The sequence below is a fragment of the Paenibacillus sp. FSL F4-0097 genome (assembly GCF_038593125.1).
Taxonomy (GTDB): Bacteria; Bacillota; Bacilli; order Paenibacillales; family Paenibacillaceae; genus Paenibacillus_AQ; species Paenibacillus_AQ odorifer.
This window is the reverse complement of record NZ_CP151965.1, coordinates 270,350-295,591: the sequence shown is the minus strand read 5'-3', so window position 1 is coordinate 295,591 and position 25,242 is coordinate 270,350. Positions and strand designations below refer to the sequence as shown.

At 42.2% G+C, this 25,242-nt stretch carries 21 protein-coding genes; 12 read left to right on the top strand and 9 right to left on the bottom strand.

What is annotated here, in order from left to right:
• Positions 1 to 58 precede the first annotated feature (58 nt).
• From MHH86_RS01330 to MHH86_RS01320, 3 genes are all read right to left on the bottom strand, one after another.
• A complete protein-coding gene (locus MHH86_RS01330) occupies positions 59 to 1,321 on the bottom strand; it encodes a helix-turn-helix domain-containing protein (RefSeq protein WP_076147606.1) in 1,263 nt (420 codons plus the stop codon).
• Positions 1,322 to 2,083: 762 nt separating this feature from the next.
• On the bottom strand, positions 2,084 to 3,217 hold the full coding sequence (gene ald, locus MHH86_RS01325) for an alanine dehydrogenase (RefSeq protein WP_076107330.1): 1,134 nt from the start codon (positions 3,215 to 3,217) through the stop codon (positions 2,084 to 2,086).
• A 281-nt stretch (positions 3,218 to 3,498) separates the two neighbouring features.
• Complete coding sequence (locus tag MHH86_RS01320) at positions 3,499 to 4,725, bottom strand: Zn-dependent hydrolase (RefSeq protein WP_038568219.1); 1,227 nt, start codon at positions 4,723 to 4,725, stop codon at positions 3,499 to 3,501.
• A gap of 220 nt (positions 4,726 to 4,945) precedes the next feature.
• Here MHH86_RS01320 and MHH86_RS01315 point away from each other — a divergent pair, with 220 nt between their 5' ends.
• Genes MHH86_RS01315 through MHH86_RS01300 form a run of 4 tightly spaced genes read left to right on the top strand, consistent with a single transcriptional unit; the run spans position 4,946 to position 9,986 of the window.
• Positions 4,946 to 6,004 carry a glycosyltransferase family 2 protein gene (locus MHH86_RS01315; RefSeq protein ID WP_036687258.1) on the top strand — a complete coding sequence of 353 codons (1,059 nt, stop codon included), beginning with the start codon at positions 4,946 to 4,948 and terminating at the stop codon, positions 6,002 to 6,004.
• Complete coding sequence (locus MHH86_RS01310; RefSeq protein WP_036687256.1) at positions 6,001 to 7,128, top strand: polysaccharide pyruvyl transferase family protein; 1,128 nt, start codon at positions 6,001 to 6,003, stop codon at positions 7,126 to 7,128. The genes MHH86_RS01315 and MHH86_RS01310 overlap by 4 nt, the downstream gene beginning before the upstream one ends.
• The gene (locus MHH86_RS01305; protein ID WP_036687254.1) at positions 7,103 to 8,650 is read left to right on the top strand and encodes a sugar isomerase; all 1,548 of its coding nucleotides are present in this window, start codon (positions 7,103 to 7,105) and stop codon (positions 8,648 to 8,650) included. The genes MHH86_RS01310 and MHH86_RS01305 overlap by 26 nt, the downstream gene beginning before the upstream one ends.
• A gap of 19 nt (positions 8,651 to 8,669) precedes the next feature.
• The gene (locus tag MHH86_RS01300) at positions 8,670 to 9,986 is read left to right on the top strand and encodes a glycosyltransferase family A protein (protein WP_339824173.1); all 1,317 of its coding nucleotides are present in this window, start codon (positions 8,670 to 8,672) and stop codon (positions 9,984 to 9,986) included.
• Here MHH86_RS01300 and MHH86_RS01295 read toward each other — a convergent pair.
• Positions 9,972 to 11,072: a beta-eliminating lyase-related protein gene (locus MHH86_RS01295; RefSeq protein ID WP_339824175.1), complete on the bottom strand. Its 1,101-nt coding sequence runs from the start codon at positions 11,070 to 11,072 to the stop codon at positions 9,972 to 9,974. The two genes, MHH86_RS01300 and MHH86_RS01295, sit on opposite strands and share 15 nt — an antisense overlap.
• A 157-nt stretch (positions 11,073 to 11,229) precedes the next feature.
• Between MHH86_RS01295 and udk the strand changes: the two genes are divergently transcribed.
• From udk to MHH86_RS01280, 3 genes are all read left to right on the top strand, one after another.
• Complete coding sequence (gene udk / locus MHH86_RS01290; protein WP_036687251.1) at positions 11,230 to 11,856, top strand: uridine kinase; 627 nt, start codon at positions 11,230 to 11,232, stop codon at positions 11,854 to 11,856.
• 146 nt (positions 11,857 to 12,002) lie between these two features.
• A complete protein-coding gene (locus MHH86_RS01285) occupies positions 12,003 to 13,595 on the top strand; it encodes a spore germination protein (RefSeq protein WP_339824177.1) in 1,593 nt (530 codons plus the stop codon).
• 207 nt (positions 13,596 to 13,802) lie between these two features.
• Positions 13,803 to 14,033 (top strand): hypothetical protein, encoded by a 231-nt coding sequence (locus MHH86_RS01280; RefSeq protein ID WP_235219548.1) that lies wholly within the window; start codon positions 13,803 to 13,805, stop codon positions 14,031 to 14,033.
• Between the two features lie 394 nt (positions 14,034 to 14,427).
• Here MHH86_RS01280 and MHH86_RS01275 read toward each other — a convergent pair whose 3' ends face one another.
• From MHH86_RS01275 to MHH86_RS01260, 4 genes are all read right to left on the bottom strand, one after another.
• Complete coding sequence (locus tag MHH86_RS01275) at positions 14,428 to 15,459, bottom strand: LacI family DNA-binding transcriptional regulator (RefSeq protein ID WP_036687244.1); 1,032 nt, start codon at positions 15,457 to 15,459, stop codon at positions 14,428 to 14,430.
• Between the two features lie 164 nt (positions 15,460 to 15,623).
• Positions 15,624 to 16,457 carry a carbohydrate ABC transporter permease gene (locus tag MHH86_RS01270; protein ID WP_036687243.1) on the bottom strand — a complete coding sequence of 278 codons (834 nt, stop codon included), beginning with the start codon at positions 16,455 to 16,457 and terminating at the stop codon, positions 15,624 to 15,626.
• Positions 16,457 to 17,299: a sugar ABC transporter permease gene (locus MHH86_RS01265; RefSeq protein WP_036687240.1), complete on the bottom strand. Its 843-nt coding sequence runs from the start codon at positions 17,297 to 17,299 to the stop codon at positions 16,457 to 16,459. The genes MHH86_RS01270 and MHH86_RS01265 overlap by 1 nt, the downstream gene beginning before the upstream one ends.
• 156 nt (positions 17,300 to 17,455) lie before the next feature.
• On the bottom strand, positions 17,456 to 18,838 hold the full coding sequence (locus tag MHH86_RS01260) for an ABC transporter substrate-binding protein (protein ID WP_339824179.1): 1,383 nt from the start codon (positions 18,836 to 18,838) through the stop codon (positions 17,456 to 17,458).
• A gap of 333 nt (positions 18,839 to 19,171) precedes the next feature.
• On the opposite strand from MHH86_RS01260, the gene MHH86_RS01255 reads away from it, so the two are divergent.
• From MHH86_RS01255 to MHH86_RS01245, 3 genes are read left to right on the top strand one after another with little or no spacing between them, the layout of a single operon-like run.
• Positions 19,172 to 19,822, top strand: a complete 651-nt coding sequence (locus tag MHH86_RS01255) for an N-formylglutamate amidohydrolase (protein WP_076101130.1) — start codon at positions 19,172 to 19,174, stop codon at positions 19,820 to 19,822.
• Entirely contained in the window at positions 19,788 to 20,936 is a 1,149-nt protein-coding gene (locus MHH86_RS01250; RefSeq protein ID WP_143760525.1) for a hypothetical protein, read from the top strand. The genes MHH86_RS01255 and MHH86_RS01250 overlap by 35 nt, the downstream gene beginning before the upstream one ends.
• A gap of 14 nt (positions 20,937 to 20,950) precedes the next feature.
• Positions 20,951 to 22,300 (top strand): Mur ligase family protein, encoded by a 1,350-nt coding sequence (locus MHH86_RS01245; RefSeq protein ID WP_076101127.1) that lies wholly within the window; start codon positions 20,951 to 20,953, stop codon positions 22,298 to 22,300.
• Here the strand turns inward: MHH86_RS01245 and MHH86_RS01240 are convergent.
• A complete protein-coding gene (locus MHH86_RS01240) occupies positions 22,295 to 23,092 on the bottom strand; it encodes a hypothetical protein (protein ID WP_342479595.1) in 798 nt (265 codons plus the stop codon). The genes MHH86_RS01245 and MHH86_RS01240 overlap by 6 nt on opposite strands.
• A 362-nt stretch (positions 23,093 to 23,454) precedes the next feature.
• Between MHH86_RS01240 and MHH86_RS01235 the strand changes: the two genes are divergently transcribed.
• Entirely contained in the window at positions 23,455 to 24,348 is an 894-nt protein-coding gene (locus MHH86_RS01235; RefSeq protein ID WP_036687229.1) for a sugar ABC transporter permease, read from the top strand.
• Positions 24,345 to 25,223, top strand: coding sequence for a carbohydrate ABC transporter permease (locus MHH86_RS01230; RefSeq protein WP_038568194.1), 879 nt, complete (start codon positions 24,345 to 24,347; stop codon positions 25,221 to 25,223). The genes MHH86_RS01235 and MHH86_RS01230 overlap by 4 nt, the downstream gene beginning before the upstream one ends.
• The last annotated feature ends 19 nt before the right edge of the window (positions 25,224 to 25,242 follow it).

Here is a 25,242-nt window from a genome sequence, read left to right as displayed (position 1 = left end):
TTATAGGTTCTAAATATAGGTTATTGTACGTGTTCGTCACCGGGTTGGTGCTTAATTCTCATGATTCCCAGGCATCGACAAACCATTGGTTAAGCTGCCGTGTCTCTTCCGTCAAAATATCGAGGAAAATAGAAGTCCGATAACCCGTATCCTTCAAGCTTTTGCCCGTAATCTCTGCGATTCGGTTTAATCTATAAAGCAATGTATTAGTGTGTATATGTAAAAAAGCCGCGGATTCCTTTAAATTGCCGCTTAATGATAAATAGACAGCGATGGTTTTGAGAAAATCACTTTTATGCTCGCGATCATGTTCTTTTAGCGGATATAGCAACGGGCTTTTACGAATTCGACTGCGCTTTTGCTCCATAATAGCCGGTATATATGCCCAAAATCCAATCTCCTCGTACAATAGCAACTCTCGCCCATGAAAAGGCAGCAGCTTTTTGATCTCCACAATGGATACCGCTTCCCAATAGGCAATAGCCGCGGACATATATTCAGTGTAATCGAGACTACAGCCAGCAGCCAGTGCGCAGCCTTCACTCTTATACATATCCTCCATTGTTTTATGCAGGAATGAAGATAATCCACCCGCCCCCTCGATCACAAAGCTGAAGGAAAACAAAATAATCAGCCGATTATGCTCAGCCGTCAGAAATAATAATTGTAGACCGGAATAAGAAGCCATAACCTGCCGAAACCGGAGTATTAAATGATCATCGATTACCTTGTCACTCTCAAACACGCTAATATAATATTTTTCCGGCAAAAGAATGGACCAAAATTCCGCATCCTTTTTAATATTTGCTTCGTTGTCGTAGTGGGAGGTAATCAGCTTCCAGAAAAAATCCTCATGCGTTTTGTCCTGCTTCGTTTTCCAGCCTCGCTGCTTAAGTAAATAACGACCTACGATACCTGCCGCTTTCTCAACGATATTTTCGGCATGCCCTTCTACCAGGTTGCCTGTATCTACTACCCATATGTACCCGAGAATTTCCTTCTGATGTTTAATACAAATGGCCAGCCGGGGGCCAAGTCCCACCTCCAGCACCGCAGGAATTCGAATGGGATGTGCCGCGCTCTCCAGCTGCTGCATAATCCCTTTTTTGCGCAAGCCAATAATCACAGCGTTAGGTACACGCTTCCCGATAATCGTTGAAATCCGCGCGGAGTCACTCTCAAATTCATGCGAGCTGTAGCCAATCACATGATGATTGCTGTCCTCGATGGTAACTTGAGACTGTAGCGATTCACTTATCGCATCTGCCAATGATTCCATACTGTCGAAAAAACGATCAAATAATGGATCTTTATCTTTCACTAGCTTCACTCCCACCTGAAGAATAACCAAATCCTGTACTCTAGAGTGATTTCATTATAGTATGCATCCCCCTAACTGACTATAAGATAAATAGCTGGTTTAGGTGAGGGACGAGATCGGCTAGTTGAGGAAGGTGTTTGGGACGGGGATGTTTGGTGGGGGTTTTGTTGGGGGTGGTGTGGGAAGTTTTGTGGGGAGTTTTGTCGGGGTGTTTGGGAAGGTTTAATAGTTGTTGGTGTTTACCGAATGTTATAAATGGTTTTTAGGGAATAACCCCCGGAAATTCTGTGTTTTAATCATCACACGGTCATAATTAGGGAAATCCTCCCTAATATTCTGCACTTTAAGCATCACACGATCATAATTGGGGAAATCCTCCCTGATTTTCTTCCGTTTTGCGTATAAACAGGCGTATTCCTCGCTTTTTAGGGAGGAATTCCCTAATAACAGCATTTATAAGCTATTTTCGCGTTTTTTTAGGGAGAATTTCCCTAAAGCATCTCTCCATCAAAGCCTTCACCATCGCAGAAGCAAAAACTAATCAAAACTAGCCTGTTCTAGCCAACTTCACTACGTAATCTTTCCACCATCACACCACACGAGCAAACACCTAATGTATCTAATCACACTGAAACGCAATCTATTTACTTTAACACCGTACTGACAAACTTCCACCCGATCTCCTCCGCAAGAAACGCCAAACAGCAAGCTCCCCGCAGAGAGCTTGCTGTTTGGCTCATTCCATTATGGAACGTGTCTATTTTAGATCAATGTGAATGTCTGCTCCATGGCTTGCTCAACCGAATAAGGTGTCTCACCCAACGCTTCGGCAACAGCTTGGCAGGTGATTCTGCCATTGGCTACATTCACGCCGCTTCTTAGGCCGTCATTATCCTGAATCGCCTTGATCACACCTTTATTGGCAATTTGCAGGGCATATGGAACTGTAACATTTGTTAAGGCAATAGTTGAGGTCTTAGGAACAGCGCCCGGCATATTAGCCACGGAATAATGCAGCACGCCGTGTTTCACAAACACGGGATTATCATGTGTCGTCACTCTGTCGATGGTTTCTACAATGCCACCTTGGTCAATGGCCACGTCGACAATCACCGATCCCGGCTTCATGGTCTTGACCATTTCTTCGGTAACCAGCTTCGGTGCTTTGGCACCCGGAATTAACACGGCACCTACCAGCAGATCGGCTTCAGCCACTGCTTTCGCAATATTATAACGGTTAGAGATCAACGTATTGATCTGTGCTCCAAAAATGTCATCTAATTGACGTAGTCTCTCCGCACTGAGGTCAACTATCGTAACATCTGCACCTAAGCCAATAGCCATTTTAGCTGCATTAGTACCTACTACACCGCCGCCAATAATACTCACTTTACCTCGGCTAACGCCAGGAACACCGGAAAGAAGAATACCTTGTCCGCCGTAGTTCTTTTGCAGGAACTGCGCTCCCAATTGGACGGACATCCGGCCAGCTACTTCGCTCATCGGTGTTAACAGCGGCAAGGTGCGTCCATGAACAACCGTCTCATATCCGATCGCAAAGACACCTTTGTCTTTAAGCGCAGCAGCCAAGGCAGGCTCTGGAGCAAGATGAAGATACGTAAATAGAATAAGGCCTGGACGGAAATAGGGGTACTCCGTTGCCAATGGTTCTTTTACCTTCATCACCATTTCAGCGGAGCTCCAGACTTTTGCTGCATCCTCAATCAGTTGTGCTCCGGCAGAGACATACTCTTCGTTAGGAAATCCGCTGCCAACACCGGCTCCAGCTTCTACGAGCACTTGATGACCTTCAGTAATTAAACTAACTACACCCGCAGGGGTTATGGCAACACGATTTTCATTGTTTTTAATTTCTTTAGGTACTCCGATAATCATCATTCATCTCTCCCATCTAATGTAGATCCCTTATGTAAAGAATGATAACATATGATTAGCATTCCCATTTTGTTAAAAAATTAAAATATTATCTACCATGATTGTGTTTTTACACAAAGGATCTGACTTAACTGCCCATTAATCTTTAACCACTTTGGTACTCAACACAACCATCTTTATTATCTCATAAAAAAAGACACCCTATAGAGTGCCTTTTTGACGATTTTGTATGAAATTAAAGCGACTACCATATCGCATAATGTTATATTAAGTTACATGGACTATCTTGATAATAACAACATCACTGTTTCTAACACTACATTTACCCCTTTTTCGCAGTCTTCATAAGAGGTTAGTTCCTCTTCACAATGGCTTTTACCATTCACGCTAGGCACGAACACCATTGCGGATGGCAGAAAGCTGGCTACGAACTGTGCATCATGCCCTGCACCACTTGCGATCTTTCGACTGGAATAACCTAAGGTTTGAGCCGCTTGCTCCACCAAATCACACACATTCTGATCAAACCACACCGTATCTCGGCCCCAAAGCTTAGTTTTGCTTACTTCACAATCCAGCAGTTGCTCTGGCAAACCGTTAATAATGGCTTCCACTTCACGCACAATCTCCATATCTTTATGTCTGGCTTCAATGGTGAAAATCACTTTATTGGGAATGACGGTATGGATATTAGGAAGCACATTCATTCTGCCCATGGTATACACAAGCTCGGAATCGAGCGCCCCCAGCTTGCTCCGCAGCTCAATAATCAGGTCTGTGGCAGCAAACAAAGCATCTTTGCGCATCGCCATGGGGGTTGTGCCCGCATGATCAGATTCTCCCGTCACCTCAATCTCGTAACAGGCCATACCAACTACACAGTTAACCAGCCCAATCGCCAGCTCCTCTTTTTCAAGAACAGGTCCTTGCTCGATATGAAGCTCCAAATAAGCGGTGGCTTCGGTGATACGATTGCTCATTTCTCCCTTATATCCACTCTTCTCCAGCGCTTCACCAAAGCTAATGCCCGCTGGATCCTTTTTGTTCAACATAACACTTTTATCAAACTTTCCGGATAGCACACCAGAGGCCATCATCGATGGCTCAAAACGTGCCCCCTCTTCATTCGTAAAATTCATAATCGTCACCGGAACCTTCGGCTTAATCCCGTGATCTACAAGCGTCCGCACAACCTCTAGACCCGCGATAACCCCTAGGACGCCATCGAATCTGCCCCCTTTTTTCACAGTATCCATATGCGAGCCAATCACAATCGGAGGCCCGGAAGTTTCGCCTGCCAATGTGGCATACATCGTCCCCATATCATCCATCTTCACAGACATTCCGAGCTCTTCACAACAGGCACGAAAATACTCCCGAACTTTAATATCCTCTTCGGTCAGCGATAATCGGGTCACGCCATTTTTATCTGTACGCCCATAATCGGCAAATGCCTCGATTGTATTCTTCAGTCTCTCACCGTTCACGAATATTTTTTGCAGCTGCATCCCAGATCCCTCCGCTTCGAACGTTTTGTTGGCTTTCTATCTATGTTAAACCAAACCATAATATTTTCATTTTACATATTGTAATAATTATTATTCACATGATGCTACAACGAGTAGAGCCAGCAATAAGTAAACTAAAGTAGTATATACAATCTTTTCATACGAGGGGTAAGCTTAAGATAGCTTATCATCCCGTTTTACACAGGAAAGGAGCGAGCCCATGAATCTAAGCCTTGTGATCCCGGTATACAATATAGAGCAGTATATAACCCCTATGTTCAATTCACTCCTTGACCAAAGCGATCCGCATTTCGAGGTCATCATCGTAGATGATGGTTCTACGGATAACACTTACAACGTTATAGAAAAGATTCTTTCGCGTAATCCCGGCCTTTTCTGTAAAGTCATTCGAACGGAGAATCATGGAGTAAGCGCGGCTAGAAATAGGGGTTTAGCTGAAGCCACAGGTAATTATGTTCTTTTTGTAGATGGAGACGATTATGTCTCCGCAGACTTGGTCTCAACCCTTCAGTCTTATACCCAAGATGAACAACCCGAGATTATTTGCTGGGGTTATAATCATGTCTCCGAAGGCAGAGAAACTCTATTGAGCTGTACCTCTGATTTCAGCGACGTGACGGGAAGTGAAGCACTGGCGCGGATTTTCGTGAACAAGAGCTTGCGAATATGGACAGGGAGTATCGCTTATAAGCGAGAATTCCTACTTCTCCACGAGCTAGGTTATACAGAACGCTGTGTGAATGGAGAGGATCAAGAGTTCATCTACAAAGCCTTGTCCAGAGCGGCCAGAGTCATCTCAATCCCGGATATACTATCATTTTATTTACAGAGAAACTCCTCCATCTCCAACAGCTATAACGTGAATAAATTTGATGTAGTGGATGCTTTTAAAAGGGTGGATGAATATTTCAAAACCTATCCCTTTGCTGAACTAGATACGATCTCCCCATTGTTAATGAACCGGGAGCTGATTGAGAACTACTTTTTCAACCTCAAAACCTGTCTAAATGGTACGGAAGGGGTAAGCATTCAGGAATTACTTCGTGACATCAACCATACCTATCCCAAGCTCAATCAAGAAATGGATGAACTCATAAGACGTTATAGAGGAGATAATCGCAGATTAACCCTTTATATCAGAACATTTTTAATCTCCCCGCTTCTATATCACAGATTCATCTCTGTGGAGAGAAGCTTATCCAGGTTCAAGCGCAACCTACTTAAAGGGAACGGAACCCGAAAGGAATCTAGAATATGAAAAAGATGCTGATATACGCCTATACCGAATTTAATCTGGGTGATGATCTATTCATTAAGGTGCTATGCGAAAGATATCCGGATACCAGATTCAGAATTTGCGCACCACGCCTCTATAAACAATGTTTCAAAGAGCTCCCTAACCTCAAAGTGTATCCTTCCGATTCCCTTCTTCTAAGAGGCATTGGCTATATTTGCAGGAAGCTAAAGATACATAATGTGGCTCACAAATATCTGGCAGATCACTCAGATGGCGTCGTTCATATCGGCGGCTCGATTTTCATGGAGGCAGACCACTGGGCAGAGCATTTCAAGAATGCAGAAGTCATTCGTAATCAAAATAAGCCTTACTATCTGTTAGGATCTAATTTTGGCCCTTTTACAAATCAAGAATACTATGATGAGCACAAGCGGATTTTCAAGGATTATACAGATATATGTTTCAGAGAACAGTACTCTTATGATTTATTTAAGGATCTGGATAATGTCCGCTTAGCCCCAGATATTATTTTTCAGCTAGACCCGCCAGATATTCCAAACGAACCGGAGGATTACATCGTCTTATCCGTTATTAAACCTTCTGCGAAAGGTCTGAACGGTTTTGACAACCTCTATTATGAAAAAATGAAAGAACTCGCAATTTATTTCATTGAAAAAGGTTACGCGGTTCATTTCATGTCATTTTGCGAACACGAAGGCGATCAACTGGCAATTGAAGAGATTCAGCGCCTTATCGGTCCCTCCTACAAGGATGCTATGCAAGTGCATTTATATAAAACGAACATGGAAGAAGTATTGTCCGTGTTAGCTAATGCCAGATCTATTGTGGCTTCAAGATTCCATGCAATGATTCTGGGCTGGGTATTTAATAAACCGGTATTCCCCGTAGCCTACAGCAAAAAAATGATCAATGTAATGAAAGATGTTGGGTTCACAGGTCTGTATGCCGATTTCAATACGCTGGAACAGGTCCAGCCTGCACAGATTTTTGAAAGTATGATCACCTGCTCTATGGATGTCACACTGCAAGCAAAACAAGCCGAAAGGCATTTCGAGCACCTAGATACGTATTTATCGCTTTACGAAAGGGGGATTCGTTATGAAAGCCAAGCGGAGCATTCTTAACTTATCCTTTGGACTGGGAAGTCAACTCATCACGATCATCCTCGGTTTTTTTATACCCAGACTGATAATGGTCAACTATGGCTCTGAGGCCAATGGGTTGATCGCTTCGATTGTGCAGATTATTAGTTATTTGGCGCTGCTGGAAGCAGGTGTTGGAGCGGCCTCGATCCAAGCGCTTTATAAGCCGGTAGCTTCGAATAATAAAAACAATATTAACTCTATTCTGGCTGCCACCTCCAGCTATTATAAAAAAACAGGCATTTACTATTTCTTCGCCGTACTGCTACTCGCCATCGTGTACCCGCTAGTGATCTCTTCTGAGATCGATAAATTATCGATTATGGTCATTATTTTGCTTACAGGGATGGGCGGAGCGATCAATTATTATTTTCAGGGAAAATTCAAGGTCCTGCTCGCTGCGGAGGGAAAAAGCTATGTAGAGACTTCTATTGTCACTGTGGCTAATATTATGAACAGCCTGATCCGGATTCTGTTATTACTGCAAGGTGTGGACATTATTGCCGTTCAAGCTTCCTATTTTATCTTAACCTTACTTCAAATTATCGCTTTCTATATTTATATGAATAAGAATTACAAGTGGATCAACCTGAATCTCAAACCAGACTATGAAGCTATTGGCCAAAAGAATTCCGTATTAGTCCATGAAATCTCCTACTTGGTGTTTAGAAATACGGACGTACTCATATTAACCATCTTTACGAATCTAAAAATCGTCAGTATCTATGTTATGTACAATATGATTTTTACGATCGTGGATAATATCGTCCAGACCATAAACGGAAGTGTGAAGGCTGCCCTCGGGCAAAGCTACCATGAGAGCAAAGAAGCATTTATTAAATTTTATGATGCGTACGAAGTGTATTTCATGGGGCTTATCTTCTCGATTCTAACGGTGGCTTACATTTTGATTTTACCCTTTATGAAATTGTATACGGCTGGGGTAAACGACGTGAATTACATTGATATGTGGCTGCCGGTCCTGTTCGTAGTCATCAAATTATTAACCAATGCCAGAACGTCTTCCAATAATGTGATTACCATCGCTGGACATTTCAAAAAAACACAAAACCGTTCCATTCTGGAATCCGCCATTAATCTGGTGGCTTCTATTGTCTTCGTAATCTTCATGGGAATTTACGGTGTACTAATGGGAACGATAGCTGCCCTCTTATACCGCTCCATAGATATTGTAATCTATGCCAGCAAACATTTACTGGACCGCAGTCCTTGGGTCACTTTTAGAAGATGGCTCACGAATGCAGTAGTTTTTGTAGGCATTATTCTAATCATCACCGCCATCGACATCCCGATCCATTCCTATCTGGGGCTTATGATCTGGGGTGTACTTCTAGGATTTGTGATCTTGCCTGTATATTTCGTAATCGGCTCTTTAATGGAACGGGAAGTCTTCCTCTATACATGGGAACATCTCAAAAAGTATCGATATAAACTCAAAAATAAAATTAACGCTCAGCCTGAGGTAAGTGGTTTATCCAAATAACACAACAGGAGGACTGGAAATGGATCATAGCGAGGTTTTGCAGCAAGCCTGTTACGTCTTTTTAAATGACCTAAATGATGAAATAAACCATTCACCCACCATCCAAATAGATGATACAGAACTATTGCAAAGATGCCGCCAGATCATAGATCAAGAACAAAATGTACAAATCAAACCTTATCTGGAAACCTTATCTGAGGTTATTCATGCTTATCTCACGGGGAGGGCTTCAGAGGATACCTTGAAATTCTATTTATCTGAACAATTCAGCATTGTTGCCAGCGATATCGCAGGTTTAATTCAGGGGTTGGTTAAAATGGAAAGCCGCATTTCGGATACGGAAATTTCCTATCCAACGGTCCAGTCCTTAGCCGATTCCCCCAAGATCAGTGTCATTATCACTACCTATAATAGAAAAGCATTCCTATACCAAGCGATCCAAGGTATCTTAATGCAGGACTATCCCAATAAAGAGATTACAGTGATTGATGATTGTTCTACAGATGGCACGGAAGAGTTAATGCAGCAACACTTTGGGGCGGAGCCACGGGTCATTTACATGCGCAATGCTACCAATAGCGGACCTGGAAATAATCGCCGAAAAGCTTTCGCTGCACATGGTGATGGGGAATATGTTCTTTTTCTCGATGATGATGATTATCTGATCGACATGAATTATTTCAGTAAAGCGGTCCGCTTCCATCTCCTTCATCCCGAAATTTCATTTGTAGCTGCGAATGTGTTCCTGGAGTATTCCAAAGCCAAACAACTAAAAATCTCCAATCTGCAGCTTAGCAGCATTATTAAGAAACGCGATTATTTCATGAATTTTGAGAAAAAAGGATATCCAAAACCCGCCTCTACTTTAACTACTGTTTTTAAACGAGAGGCCTTAATGGCTATGGATATCCTAGATATGAATATGGTCAACGATGCTTCCATCTATTTGCGTTCCCTGCTGGTAGGTGATGCGGGCTTCATTGATGTGATTGCCGGCGTGTACAGAATACACGGGAACAATATCACCTTTAATCTGAGCCAAGGATTCTTAATTGAGAATCTGGAAGAAAAGAAACTCATTAAGAATATGGCCGTGCAGAAATATGGATATAACGCACAGGAAATGACGGAATGGTTCAACCATAATGCTTACGATACGATCTCATACTATTTATTAAATTCTGCAAAAGATGCTACAGACTTTAAATTCATGTACCATTGGGCGCTTAACCATTGCCCGCTGATCTACAATCAATTAAAAAATGAGTTTCGCATGAAGCTTATTAAAAAACAATTATTACGAATCTCCTTACTCCGTACGCTACTCGGCAGATGATTCGCTCATTAGCTTATCGAGCAGCAGAAAAAACTCTCTAAGCTTTTCTTTTGGGATGTCGGCATACTTGTCTCCAATGCTGATCTCACAATAAGAAGTATGTTCCCCGGTAGCTCTTATACCCGCGCTTAAACCGATTCCTGTCGCCTCATACACCGCTGACAGGATCGGTTCAATTTGTTCCTTAGACATTTGAAAATGCATGTGAAACATATTGGAGACAGGTTGAGCGGGCAGAGTGGTTACGTCGTGACATTGATTAACCCAAGCAGCAAGCTTCTTCGCGCCTTCATAATACTGCTGCATCCTGCCCTCTCTTTGCCGGAAATAATAATCAGAAGAAATGATGTACGGATATAAGCTGATTAAGTCTCCACCATGCCGCCGTTTCCATATCTTTGATTGCTTCGTAAAGTCTTCGCTGCCTGCAAGAATTGCCCCGGCGATTCCTCCAATTCCTTTATAAAAGGATATATACACACTATCAAAGAGTGCAGAGATTTCAGCTGCTGACTTCCCGTAATACGGAAGAATCTCAAATAATCTCGCCCCATCCAAATGCAATTTAATGCCGCGTGCACGGCAATGAGCAGAAATAGCTTCAAGCTCCGTGTACTCTGGCAGCTGACCACCAATCTCGCGCTGGGGTAATTCCAGCAACAGACAAGCGATATCGTCCTTTAGATTCGCCACATCCTCCAAAGTGATTAATCGGTCCTTATCCGCAAGCAAGATAGGCTCAATATGATGTAATTCCTTCATGCCATCCTGCTCATGAATCTCCAAGTGGCATAAGGGATGATAGGCTACTTTTTTCACCTCTTTTTCATCGCACCAGATTCTTAAAGCGATTTGCTGCGCCATCGTTCCGCTCGGAAAGAAAACTGCGGTTTCTTTGCCCAGGATATTCGCCATTTTCGTCTGGAAATCTTCAATCACTTCGCCCGTTCCATAGATATCAGATGCCGTACTGTTCTCTACGGCTGCCAAGGCTTCCTTCAACACTTGCACATCTCTATTCCCATTCCCTGCGATTCGATAGGCCGTTTCATTAAAAGCCTCTTGTACTGATTTTTTTCCGTTCATTCGTTGAATAACCCCTTCCGGATTTGCCTTGTCCCTAATATAGACGAATTTCCAAAAATCCCATCTTAATTTTACCCGATCTAAGGTGAAAAAACATGAGCGCTGTGCTACAATATTGGAATTGCAACGGCAATCTTAGGGAGGGTTATTGAATCACATGCTCATTATTGGTATCGCCGGCGGCACCGGCTCGGGAAAAACAACCGTAGCCCGCTCCGTCATTGACCGTCTTGGAACGGGAAAGGTAACTTTCATATCTCAAGATAACTACTATAAGGATCACTCACATCTCAGCTTTGCTGAACGTGAATCCATTAATTACGATCATCCTTTCGCTTTCGATAACGAGCTGCTCATTGAGCATCTTAAATCTCTGCGTGAAGAACAGACCGCATTCGCTCCCGTGTATGACTTTACAGTCCATGCCCGCTCCACTACAGAGACGGTAGAACTGAAGCCAAACAATATTGTAATCATTGAGGGACTCCACGTCCTTTCTGACGAGAATCTCCGTGAAATGCTCGACATCAAGGTATTCGTGGATGCCGATCCTGATGTGCGTATTCTCCGCCGGGTCCTTAGAGATATTGAAGAACGTGGACGGAGCATCCAGTCGATCCATCATCAATATTTGAGTACAGTTAAACCCATGCATGAAGCGTTTATCGAACCATCCAAAAAATACGCTGACCTGATCATCCCTGAAGGTGGCCATAATGAGGTTGGTATTCAGTTGTTGTCCATCCTAACGGAGAAGCATTTATATAACGATTGGACGTCTTAAAGTCTTAATTAAGCGCTTCTAGCTAGCTGCAGAGAATCTCTCTGCGGCTTTTTTGGTGTGTATGAACCCATCTATGGATCAGAATAATCCCACCTCATTATGGTAATAGCTATATTTACAGCACCAGCGGAAGAGGGATAACAACAATGGGATTTCTGAACAGAACAATAACAAAAGTTTTTAAGAACCCTTCATTAGGGCACCCCAACCCCACTAAAGAATTACCTAAGGAACTTATTAAAGAAAAACTTCAAGATAATATTCAATATATAAAAACAAGACTCGGCAATAGTACAGATCTTGTGATTAGAGAATTCTTTATTGGTTCCAAACACCAGATTAAAGCAGCTATTTTCTATACAGATGGATTGGCGGATAGTAAAGCTATTCAGGATTTCATTCTGGAATCACTAATTTTAGAACTTCCAGATCCAAGTCTTGATACACAAACAGCCAACTATCAATTATTAAAAGATCACATGCTCACTGTAGGGGATATTAAAGATGCGACGGAGTTCAATTCTTTATTCACCTCTCTATTATCCGGAGATGTGATCCTCTTACTCAATGGATATACCAAAGGGTTCACCATAGGCATGCGTGACTGGAAAGACCGTGGCGTAACGGAAAGTGCCACTGAAACGGTGATTCGTGGACCAAAGGAAGCCTTCACAGAAAGCTTACGCACGAATACCGCATTAATCCGGCGGAAAATAAAAGACCCCAATCTTTGGTTAGAAACACAGCAAATTGGACGTGTAACACAGACAGACGTAGCCCTCATGTACATCAATGGCATTGTTAGTGATGAGATTCTGCAAGAAGTACACTCACGTTTAGATCGGATCGACATTGACGGTATCCTGGAAAGTGGCTATATCGAAGAATTAATCGAGGATGAAACCTATACCCCATTTCCAACCATCCATCATACGGAACGTCCTGACGTTATAGCTGCTGCTCTTATGGAAGGAAAAGTAGCCATATTAGTAGATGGGACTCCTATAGTAATGACGGTGCCTACCTTATTCGTTTCCTTCATGCAGACAGCGGAAGATTATTATCAACGTGCCGATGTCAGCACCTTAGTACGGATGCTTAGATACTTCAGTATTTTCATTTCACTACTAGCCCCATCTTTGTATGTAGCTATTACTACCTTTCATCAGGAGATGCTGCCCACAACCCTGCTGATCAGTCTAGCTGCACAACGGGAGGGCGTACCGCTTCCAGCATTTATTGAAGCACTCTTAATGGAGCTCGCCTTCGAGATTATAAGGGAAGCGAGTGTACGAATGCCTCAAACCATAGCCCAATCTGTATCCATTGTAGGCACCCTGGTGATTGGGACTGCGGCAGTTGATGCCGGCATTGTTTCTGCTGCCATGCTTATTGTCGTCGCTATTACTGCTATCTCCAGCTTTGTGCTGCCATCCTTCGATCTTGCCCTGACCATCAGAATGCTCCGTTTCCCGATGATGTTCCTTGCTGCATCTTTTGGTTTGTTCGGTATCATCATCGGGGTTATTGCGATAGTTCTTCACATGTGCAGCTTACGTTCCTTTGGCGTTCCTTATTTGAGCCCGTTTGCTCCCTATAATCTCGCCGATCAAAAGGACACCTTTTTCCGAATGCCACATTGGGCTATGTTTACCCGCCCTAAGCTAATCAATAAAAAAAATATCGTTCGGGAAAAGAGCACACCACCGGAAAAACCGGGAGATCTCACAGAGGAATAGCCCCTGAAACCTTGACCTATGAAGTGATAAATTGGAGTGAACAAAACCATGTATAACATCGCAAGGCGCATATCTGTAGGTGCAATCTTTGAGTATCGAGTGTTAACCTATTACTACACTTGGTTTTGTTAAGCGCAGTAATGTTCAGAAGAGCACTGAGCAAAGACTTAATATCACGAAACTAGATGGTTTGGGAGGTTGTGAATATTGGGTATAGTAGTGATTCTCATAGTTGTAGCCATTATAGCAGCCATTGAAGTTCCCCTGATGTGGAGGAAAAAATTAATCAAGGAGATGTGGATTTTCTCATTTCTTCTGTTGCTGGGAACTTTCTTCAGTCTTATTAATGCGTTACATATTTCGTTCTCTAACCCACTGGGATGGATGATATTTATCTATAAACCCGTCTCGGATATGGTAAATGCCTGGTTATCCTAAAATGGGACTGAACCATTCCCTTGAGATGGCTTAGTCCCCATGATTAAACGACGTTGCCAAATCAGCAAGCGCCCTAAAGTTTGTTGCTAGCCGTTCACGCGCCAGCCAGTAATAAACTTCCTGGCCTCTCTTTTTATGGTCAACAATGCGGGCATCCCGTAGGATTTTGAGATGATGTGAAATCGCTGGCCTGCTTATTTCGAATTCACCTGCAATTTCCCCAACATTCAGCCGACCTTTATTCCCTAATAACGTAACAATCCGAATCCGAGTAGGATCACCAAATGCGGTGAGAAACCGTGTGATGCTGTTGATATCGTTAGGTTTAATCTCTTGCGGTTCTATCTCCCCACCCCGATTCGTAAATAAACTTAAACATACTCACTTGTTGAAACTACAATAAAGACCTCGTAGATTCTCTAACTATTAATTCTGCCGGGAAAATCTGATGCGCATGATTAACCTTCTTATTGATGAGATCAAAGAGAATCTTAATCGTCGCTTCCGCAATCTCTACTACCGGCTGTTTGATGGTAGTAATAGAAGGATTATAATAGAAGGAAATATCCAATCCGTCATAACCAGCAACCGAGTAATCTTCCGGGACTCGCTTGCCCGCTTCAAATATCGCCTTACAGGCGCCGATAGCCATACTATCTGATAAGGTGAAAATAGCGGTGAACTCTTCTCCTAACTCTAGCAATTCTTTTGTAACCGCATACCCATTTTCCATACTGTAACTGTCGATATCTTCTTTCATCCGCCGCACTAGCCGTTCATTATAAGCGATTCCATGATCAGCTAAAGCCTTTTTATACCCTTCATATCTCAACTTACCGATACTTACATCTTCTTCTGGTGCAGTAATGACCGCGATTTTCTCATGCCCTAGATTACATAGATAGTCGACAATTTTATAACTCTCATTAAAGTCATCTACAGATACAGAGGAATAGTCGCTCAAATCAAACTCTTCCGTCATCCCAATCGTACTAAGGACAAATGGAACCGTTAATTGCTGTAATTTCTCTTGAGAGTGTGAGAATAACCCCCCTAAGAAGACAATTCCCTTCAACCGTTTTTCTTTCTCCAGCTCAATCGCCACTTCGATCTCATCTTGATTCTCATCAACTCGTTGTAGGATGAAGGAGTATTTCTTGCGTTGAATCTCTTTTTCGAACACTTTGATCATCGGGCTAAAAAATGGATTGGATATCCCTTTAATCAATACTGCAATCGTTTTCGAATCAGAACGTTTTAAATTTCTTGCACTGTTGTTCGGAACATAATGATTTTCTTTGATAACCCTCATAACCATCGCTTTTGTTTCTTCATTAATATCCGGATGATTGTTAATAGCCCTTGATACAGTAGTCACGCCAACACCGCATAATTTGGCGATGTCTATAATAGTCAGTCTCTCCATTTCTATCTATCCTTTACTTGTTAGTATCTATCAAACTCCTTAATCCTTATTCAACTTCATAGTCAAAATAAGAAAGCAGGGGATTCCTGATGGTCACCCATCAAGAAAAACACCCTACTCGCTTCTTACATGAATATTAATTTATTTAACGAGGTAGATCAAGCTTAACCCTTAACCGCACCTGCAACGACACCTTCGATGATGTACTTTTGACAAGTCAGGTAGAAAATGATGATTGGCACAATAGCTAAGACCAGCATCGCCATCATAGCTCCCATGTCAATCGATCCGTATCCACCTTTTAGGTACTGGATCGCAATAGGAATCGTTTTATATTCTGTACCAATCAGCAGGTCTGGCAATAGGAAGTCGTTCCATACCCACATTACATTAAGGATAGCTACAGTTACAGCAATAGGTTTCAGGATGGGCAATACCACTTTAAAGAAGGCCTGAGGTGGATTACAGCCATCAATCATTACCGCTTCTTCAACTTCAAGCGGGATAGACTTCACAAATCCGCTAAACATAAACACAGACAGCCCTGATCCAAACCCTAAATAGATTAAGATAATCCCAATCGGATTGTCGAGATGCAGCACGTTTGCAGTCTTAGTCATTGTGAACATAACCATTTGGAAAGGCACGATCATCGAGAATACAAACGCATAATACATCATACCTGTGAATTTGGACTTCACCCGGGTAATGTACCATGCAGTCATGGAAGTAAATAACACGATCACAGCCACCGAGCATACCGTGATAAACAAGGACATTCCGAAGGCACTGAAAAAATCAATCTTTGCTACACCACTAGTATAGTTCTTTAAACCAACAAATGTAGTCTCATTAGGGAATAAGAACGGCGTATCACTAATGTAGAACTTACCCTTGAAGGAGTTCATCAGAACAATAAAAATAGGAGATAAGAACGCAATGGCCAAGACCAACAAAATGGTGAATATGGAATAATCTTTTGCTCTAGTCTTTTGCATTAGTTCTCAACCTCCTTTCTTCTAGTAATGACAAGTTGTATTAAGGCGATTAAGGCTACTAAAGCAAAGAATACGACGGCTTTCGCTTGACCGACACCTTCCCATCCTGATTTTCCGTAGAATGTATTGTAGATGTCCAGTGCTAACATGGAGGTCTGCTTAGACGGAGCACCAGCGGTTAATGCTAAGTTCTGGTCAAACAATTTAAATGAATTGGATAAGGTTAAGAATAAACAAATAGTAATGGACGGCATTACGAGTGGAATAGTCACATTACGCAAAATCTTAGAACGTGAAGCTCCATCAATTCTTGCGGCTTCTACTATATCTTTAGGAACATTCTGAATACCTGCAACATAGATAATCATCATGTACCCTATCAATTGCCAATTCATAAGAACGATTAGTCCCCAAAATCCGTACGTTGCATCAGAGGTCAAAGTGACACCAAATTTGTACAAAATCCCATTAAAAATCAACTGCCAGATGTATCCTAATACGATACCGCCTATCAAGTTAGGCATAAAGAAGATCGTTCTAAATACGTTGGTACCTTTTAGCTTTCTAGTTAACAACATCGCCAAGATGAAGGCGAACACATTAATAGTAAGAACAGATAAAACTGTGAATTTAACGGTAAAACCTAATGCATTTAGAAACTCTTGATTCGAAAAAGCTTTAGCGTAATTGCCAAACCCTATCCATGTTGCATCATTGACTGTAGTAAACTCTGTAAAAGACAAATATATACCCAAAAGAAAAGGGATCACAAATGCAATTCCAAAGGCTATTATGGTCGGTAATGCAAAAAGAGCAAAATATTTTTTTATCGATTTTTCCATGGAGTCTTCTCCTATCTCAGTATGGAAAATGATGAAACGTAGCAAGATCCACTCAAATTGTTGCTTAGTGCCACTGAATCCCGAGGGAGCCCAGTGGCACTAAGCTTTTATCTGTATGACAACTGAGAGTTATTCAAGCATCTTTCCATGCATTTATTATTTTGCTTTTTCAGCCTTCCAAGTGTCCTTGAAGATGGTTACAACTTCATCCCAAGTTTTGTTTCCTTGAGCGTATTGCAAGAGGGCATCACCAAAGACGTTTTTGAATTCTTCACTTGGGAATGCTGCGAATGTCCAAGCTACAGAAGTAAGATCTTTTTCCATCCAAGCAGATACTTCTTTAGCAAGTGGATCTGCTGGTTTTTCGCTGTCTTCAAAGGTATTGAATGGAGCGATGAAACCTAGATCGTTAGTTACATAAGCTTTACCTTTTTCACTGGAGAACAACCATTCCAAGAAAGCGATAGAAGCTTGTTGGTTCTCAGCAGATACTTTGCTGTTGATTGCGAAATAGTTTTCTGTACCTACAGCCAGACCTTGTTTTTCTTCGCCTTCCATACCGGTGTAAACAGGCAAGAATTTGATTTCTTCAGCTTTAACTACGTTACCGTCAACATCGTTGATTTGTGACCAAGCCCAGTTACCGTTTTGAACCATTGCTGCGTTACCTAGTGCAAATTCAGCCATGGAGTCAGCTACGGATTTACTACCCAGCAAGGATTCTTTAGTTACAGAGTTCTTGATGTACAGATCGAAAATATTTTTAAATTTATCGTTGTATTTGAATTCAACTTCTTTAGAAGCTAGACCCGCAAGAACGGTGTTGTCAAACTCAGTATTGTCTTTGAATTCATAGTACAGCGGCAAGTTTGCAAGGTGAGTCTGCCATCTCCATTGCTCGCCAGCAGCGAGGGAAGTGGAGGCGAATACACCTTTAATGCCCAGTTGGTCTTTTTTAGCCGTCATATCTTCTACTACTGCCTTCAAAGTATCGAAGTTATTGATCTCAGTTGTGGTGGAGATCGATACCGCTTTATCAGCCAAAGCGAAGTATTTCTTCATAATTGCGTCGTTGTAGATGATGCCGTATCCTTCAACTACGTAAGGGATACCATACACGCCTTCACCTTCAGTTACAGCCAAGCTTTTGTCGGACAGATAGCTGTAAAGCTTAGTATCTTTCAAATCCAAGGTGTAATCTTTCCAGGATTGAAAACCAACAGGTCCGTTAATTTGGAAAATAGTTGGCGCTTCAGACTTGGAGATTTCGGATTTCAATTTAGTTTCGTAAGTACCCGCAGCAGCCGTTACGACTTTTACCTTAACTCCTGTTTCTGCTTCGTAATCCTTAGCGATCTTTTCATATATTTCTGCAATCTCAGGTTTGAAGTTCAAGAAATAAACTGACCCTTTTTTACCAGATGCAGCGTTTCCATCATTGGATGCAGAATTATTTTCTTTATTCCCACATCCTGCCGCTAAGACAACAACCATAGACATTACTAACATGAGCCCTAAATATTTTTTGATATTCTTCATTCTTCTTCCCCCTCGTACTTTTTATTAGATTACTTCGCATGAAGACGTTCCGATGCTCTCAGTGAAAATTATGTCAGCGTTTTCATTTGCTTAAGTAATCCCCAGCCTACTTTTTGGTATCCTTATCGGTATCCTTATCGGTAACGTTTTCAATTGAAATATTAGCACACCATTTTGAACTTTTCAATAGCTAATCTTTTAGAATCATTTTATGGAAAAACTGCCCACGGCAAACCTTGCAAGCGTTATAATAGATTCATCCTTATTCATGAATGGTGAATGCTTAGGACATACTAATGGTTAACGACCCATTAAATAACTATGAATAGGTGATTGCATATTTTATCTCTGATCGAACAGTATGAGCTACAATTCTCCAATAATAATTATTTTGGCGATATCGGGGTAGATCCCTCCTACTCGATTGTAGAAGGCTCCCTTCCTGTACTTGTCTCAGCTCCACATGCCATTAACCATTTTCGAGAACATGCTGTAAAACCAGCTGACATGTATACAGGCTCCCTTGCCCTCTTGTTACAAAAGCTCACAAATTGCTACTGTATTTATTCGAATAGCTTCTCCAAAGAAGACCCAAATTACATCTTAGGTGGAGAATATAAGGCTGCGCTACGAGCGCTTGTCAAAGAACATCGCATTCAGTTTGTGATCGATCTGCACGGGGCTTCCAAACTTCGGGAGTTTGATATTGACCTAGGGACACTGTACGGAACCTCTATACGAGAGAATAATTTAAATGACGTCATAGGCATCTTTAACAATAATGGTATTACCAAAGTTCGACAAAATCATACATTTTCCGCTTCCCATCCTGGAACGATTACTTCATATTGTGCTAAGGAATTGTTAGTTCAAAGTATTCAAATTGAAATTAATCGAAATTATCGTAACCCGAATGCGTTTGATTTATTCCAAAAAACCATTCATTCCCTTGAACAAATCATTAAACTATTGGGCGGTGTCTGACATTATTATCGAGCAAACCTTTACTATTCTAGACAAACAAAGCCTTCAACCTCGTGAAGAAATCACAATGAACTCTGAAGAGTTAAAGGAATTAGGTTTAGTCCAGCATATCTTCGTTGATCTTACAGCAGAGAATGGTGTGAAAGTCAGCTGTTTAATTTTATCGGCAGATGAGGTGCCAAGAGGTACAATCCAATTATCCAAGCGGGCAAAGGACAAGCTCGGGGACTGCCTCACTACAGGATTAACTATAACGAAGCCAGAATACGACACAGTTCTTCGGGGAATTCCTAAAGTGGACGAGATTGCCAAACCCTATGTAAAAGCCTGTCCAGCACTCGTCCGTAAATATACGAATCAAGTGGAACTAATCAATCCCACAAACGGCTTCCGGGTAAACCTAACTTTACGAGAAGATAGCACAGCCAAACCAAATACCCTTTACTTCAACAGATACATCATGTTATTGCTTGAAACCCATTCCGAGGGGCATGACCCATTAATCATTACTCGCGCTAGGACGCGTTCCCAACCCAAGCCAGGTATACATAAACTTATCAATCAACTGATCCGACGGCCCTTAAGTGCATTAGGGAACTTTTTTATTGGCAAAAGAGAGCTCACCCTCAGAGTGGGCCATCCTTACCCTTTTGATGAGCACCAGAATTTATGCAGAATTCATCCGAATGTTAGAAAACTGCTAGGCATGGAAGAAACAGATCAGATCGTGATCTCCTATAATTCAAAACAAATCACCATCCCCATCTTAGACATCGATACGGAGCATATTGCCCAGTCGGTCAAGCTTCATGCGGATAATGAGCAGCTTAAATTTATCGACAGCCACTTATTTATCGGAATCACCGCCTTATCGCGTAACGAGTTAGAAATTCCAAGCATCGGCACATCAGTTACCGTAAAAAGAAGTATGTACTCCTTATTCCTAAAGCACTTAAACAAATTGGTCTTACCTGTTATCGCTTTGTTGTTCACCATAGTACAGCTATATAAAGATTTGAACTGGAGCATCGCTCTGACCGTCATCATTTCTCTTGTGTTACTTCCGATTATCATCTACACAACACTATCTGAGGAACGCGCCAAAATTAATTAAATGGAGGGATTTCCGTGGAATTCACTTCACAATCCCAAGTTGAAGATATGATCTACAGCTCTTATCTAAGAGCCATTAACAACATTACACAAACTTTGGATGAAGAAGTTAGAAAACCGGAGTTAACCAGAGTATTACTGGATGCAGTTGGAAGTCCGGATCGTAATCAAAAATACATACTGGTCACAGGCAGTAAAGGTAAAGGCTCCACCTCTAGATTTATCTCCTCTCTGTTAAGTCACTTGGGATATAAAGTGGGGTTATTCACCTCCCCTCACCTGGTGGATTTCAACGAAAGAATCCGGGTCAATGGGCAGGCAATAGCCACCGAAGATTTTGTACGATTAGGTAATGTAATTCGCGGGGGCTTCCACCAGATTGAGGAGCAGCTTGCTGCTGACGAATATCAAGGTCCGGTTGGGGTTGCTTTGGCTATTGCGGCTTTGTACTTTAAGGAGAAGGGTACAGATATCAATGTGATTGAATGCGGTAGAGGGGGAAGGTTTGATGACACCAATGTCCTGAGCAATGACTGGGCTGTCATTACCCCAATTATGGAAGAGCATGTAGCCCATTTGGGACCTGATCTGAGCAGCATTACACTGCACAAGCTGGGGATTGTCAAAAACAACACAACAAATGTCTATGTTAGCAAACAGAAATCGGGAGTTCTTGCGATCATGAAGGACAACCTCTCCTCCAACCCTGTGCAATATTATGAAGAACAGTTTTTAGCTGAATCTATCACAACCACTTCTATCGGGACTACTTTTGATGTCCGGACGAAGCAAGCCATTTATCCATCCTTGACCCTCCCGCTATTGGGACAGTTTCAAGCGGTCAATGCTGCTAGCGCAGTGTCACTTTGTGAAGAGATTACAGGGGGACCCTTGGATCAGGAGATCGTACACCACTGTTTTGAACAATTACAATGGCCGGGGCGTTGTGAAGTTATCTATCATGACCCGCTGACGATTATTGACGGAGCTATTCATAGAGATTCTGCAAGCTATCTGGCTGAACTTATTCAATTAGTGAATCCTGAGCGCAGCCGTACCGTCACATCCATCATCGGTGTCCCTAAGGATAAAGATTACACAGGGGTCATCGAAGTCATGAGCACAGTCTCGGATCAACTAATCGTAACCAAACCCGATATAAGCCATCTAATTTTCCCTACGGATGCCCTGCTAATCGCCAAAAGTTTTCTCAAAAAAAGTTCCGAATTCCCTTGTTTAGAGGATGCTCTTACGTATCTTAAAGAACAATCACCTTCGGAGATTATTGTAATCGTGGGTACGCAAACTCTAATCGGAAATGCCAAAAGATTATTCGGGCAATCGCTGCTGAATATCGGCTTATAACTGATTCATACGCTGAAGAATAACTTCCCTGTAAAGGTCTGAGAGGCCAGGTACTTCACTTGGATTTTGCTTGCAATATTCATCTAACATCACCTTATGGTTAACCTCAATCACCATCAAGCCTTGATTTGTCTCTAAGATATCTACTGAGCAGAAATCAAGGCCCAGCGCTTTAGAGGTCCGGGAGGCAAGCTCCGCCAGCGCCTCTTGTTTGGCCTGATCTTTCACCTCAATCGTAACAGCCCCGTTAATCAAATTATGCTTCCACGAACGAACTCTTTTTTTGCCAAGGAATACACGCGCCTGATGATTAAAGGTTACAATTCTATACTCAATCTCCGCTTCATAATAAGGACCTATTGCCCCATTAAGCTGTAAAGAAAATAATAAATCGAGCTTTTCGTGCAGATCGGCTATCTCATTGATTTTGTACACATGCTTTCCCTGCGCCCCGTTATCCTGCTTCATAACTACCTCCCCATTGCACGCTTGGAAATAACGCTCAGCCAATGGATAAGGATTCAAATTGCTAAATTTGGAGTCAGGATGCGGCAAATAAATATGTTCTACGGCTGGGATATTCGCCTTATGCAAAACATCATAAGTTAGAGATTTACTCATGGCAATAATCGTAGAAGCACTGTTGTTTAGTCCGATCTCAGCGTCTACCATCACAAATGATTTCACTCCATCTGTCGCTCTATATACGAAATTTGGTGTAATTTCCTCAAAGCTAATCCCTGAGGCTGTAACAGAATGCTGGATCATTTTTAAGTAAGGTCTAGTCGTCATTCAGTTTCCTCATTTCTAACAAAATATGACCAAACCTAATCATAGCATGAGAAATATCAATAAAAAATAATAACATTACGTTATAATAGTTAACACATTCATCCCTTGAATCTTGTTTTAGGTCCGTTTTTCACAAAAATCGCAGAATATATGTTACGTTTAATGACTGATAGCGCTTTTATAGATAAAATAAGTGTTGATTATTTAGTGATCATCCTCTATGATAAGCTTATTAAAGCGAATCAAAAAGTTAAAGCGGTTAAACTTTAATGTCTAGGCGCCTAGTATTATTGCTAATTAATAGTGTTAGTTTGATTAAAAGTTAAAGCGCTTATACTTTTAAAACGAGAGGTTGGTGTGTCATGATCAATCGCGAGAACAGGCGGCAGACGTTCTACATGTATCTGTTCATTTCTCCTTGGATTATCGGCTTCCTAGTATTCGCCCTTTATCCTATCTTATCATCGCTTTACTTCAGCTTTACTGATTATGACATCATACACCCACCTAAATTTATCGGGCTCGCTAACTACACAGAGATGTTTCACAATGACCTGTTCTGGAAATCAGTGGTTGTCACGCTGAGATATACCTTCATCGGTGTACCTATCCAGCTTGCACTCGGTCTTGGCTTTGCGCTATTGCTCCACCAGACCATTCCTTTGCGCGGCTTTTTCAGAACAGCAATGTATTTTCCAAGCATGGTATCCGGCGTGGCCATGTCCCTGCTGTGGTACTGGATCTTTAACCCGCAGATCGGGCTCTTCAATTACATCCTTTCCTGGTTCGGCATTCATGGACCGGCTTGGCTGATGAACCCAGACACTGCACTATATGCCTTGATCATCATGACTTTCTGGACAGCAGGCTCAGGAATGATTTTATTCCTCGCAGGTCTGCAAGGCGTACCGGCTAGCTTGATCGAAGCCGCTAACCTTGACGGTGCCGGGCGCTTCAGAATCTTCCTGAACATTACCTTACCGATGATCTCTCCCGTGCTGCTCTTCCAACTGATTATGGGACTGATTGATTCCTTCCAAGTCTTTACCCAAGCTTTTGTCATGACTCAAGGGGGGCCGAATTACTCTACCTGGTTCTATGTCTATAATCTCTACACCAGCGCTTTCAAAGAATATCGTGCCGGTTATTCCTCAGCCTTGGCATGGGTGCTCCTTATCGTAGTTATGCTCTGCACCGCACTAATTATGAAATTGTCTAACCGTTATGTTCACTATGAAGGAGGCGGACGCAAATGAGTACAGTCAGAGCGCTAAGCCCCCGGACTAAAGGAACAAAACGCCGCCGGAAAGCGGAGCCTGTTAAGATTTTCAGCTTTATTACTCTAGTAGTTACAACATTTCTGATGCTGCTTCCTTTGTTCTTCATGGTCTCCACTTCACTTAAGTCCAAACGCGAGATGCTGAAGTTCCCACCCACCTTTCTTCCGGAGAGCTGGCAGTGGAGCAATTACACAGAAATATTTGATACCCTGCAGTTCGGTACTCTTTATAAAAACAGTCTGATTATCGCCGGCTTTAGTGTTGTGGGAACCTTGATTTCTTCGGCGCTGGTTGCCTATGGATTCGCCAGATTCAGAGGTACAGGTAATCAGGTGTGGTTCATCCTGCTGCTGAGCACCATGATGTTACCCTATCCGGCCATTATGATTCCGCAATTTGTACTCTTTTCGCAAATGAACTGGATAGATACCTTTTTACCCCTGATCGTGCCTGCTTTCTTCGGCTCAGCCTATAATATTTTTCTGCTGCGCCAATTCTTCTCCACATTGCCTGAAGAGCTGTTTGATGCCGGACGCATTGATGGCTGTGGTGAAATACGGATGTGGGCTACCATAGCAATCCCACTCTCCAAACCTGCACTTGCAACCGTAGCTATCTTTGCTTTTATCTACAACTGGAATGATCTGCTTACGCCAGTGCTTTACTTAAGCTCATCAGATAAGTTCACGCTACCCGTCGGGATGGCTTCTCTTACCTCATCGAGGTTCCGCATTCCACCTTGGCATCTGCTAATGGTTGCTTCGGTTCTAGCTATGGTCCCAATCGTTACGCTGTTTGCTGTAGCCCAGAAACAGTTCGTCGAAGGGATTGTACTTACAGGGATTAAGTAATAATCCGCCATCCGGCGGC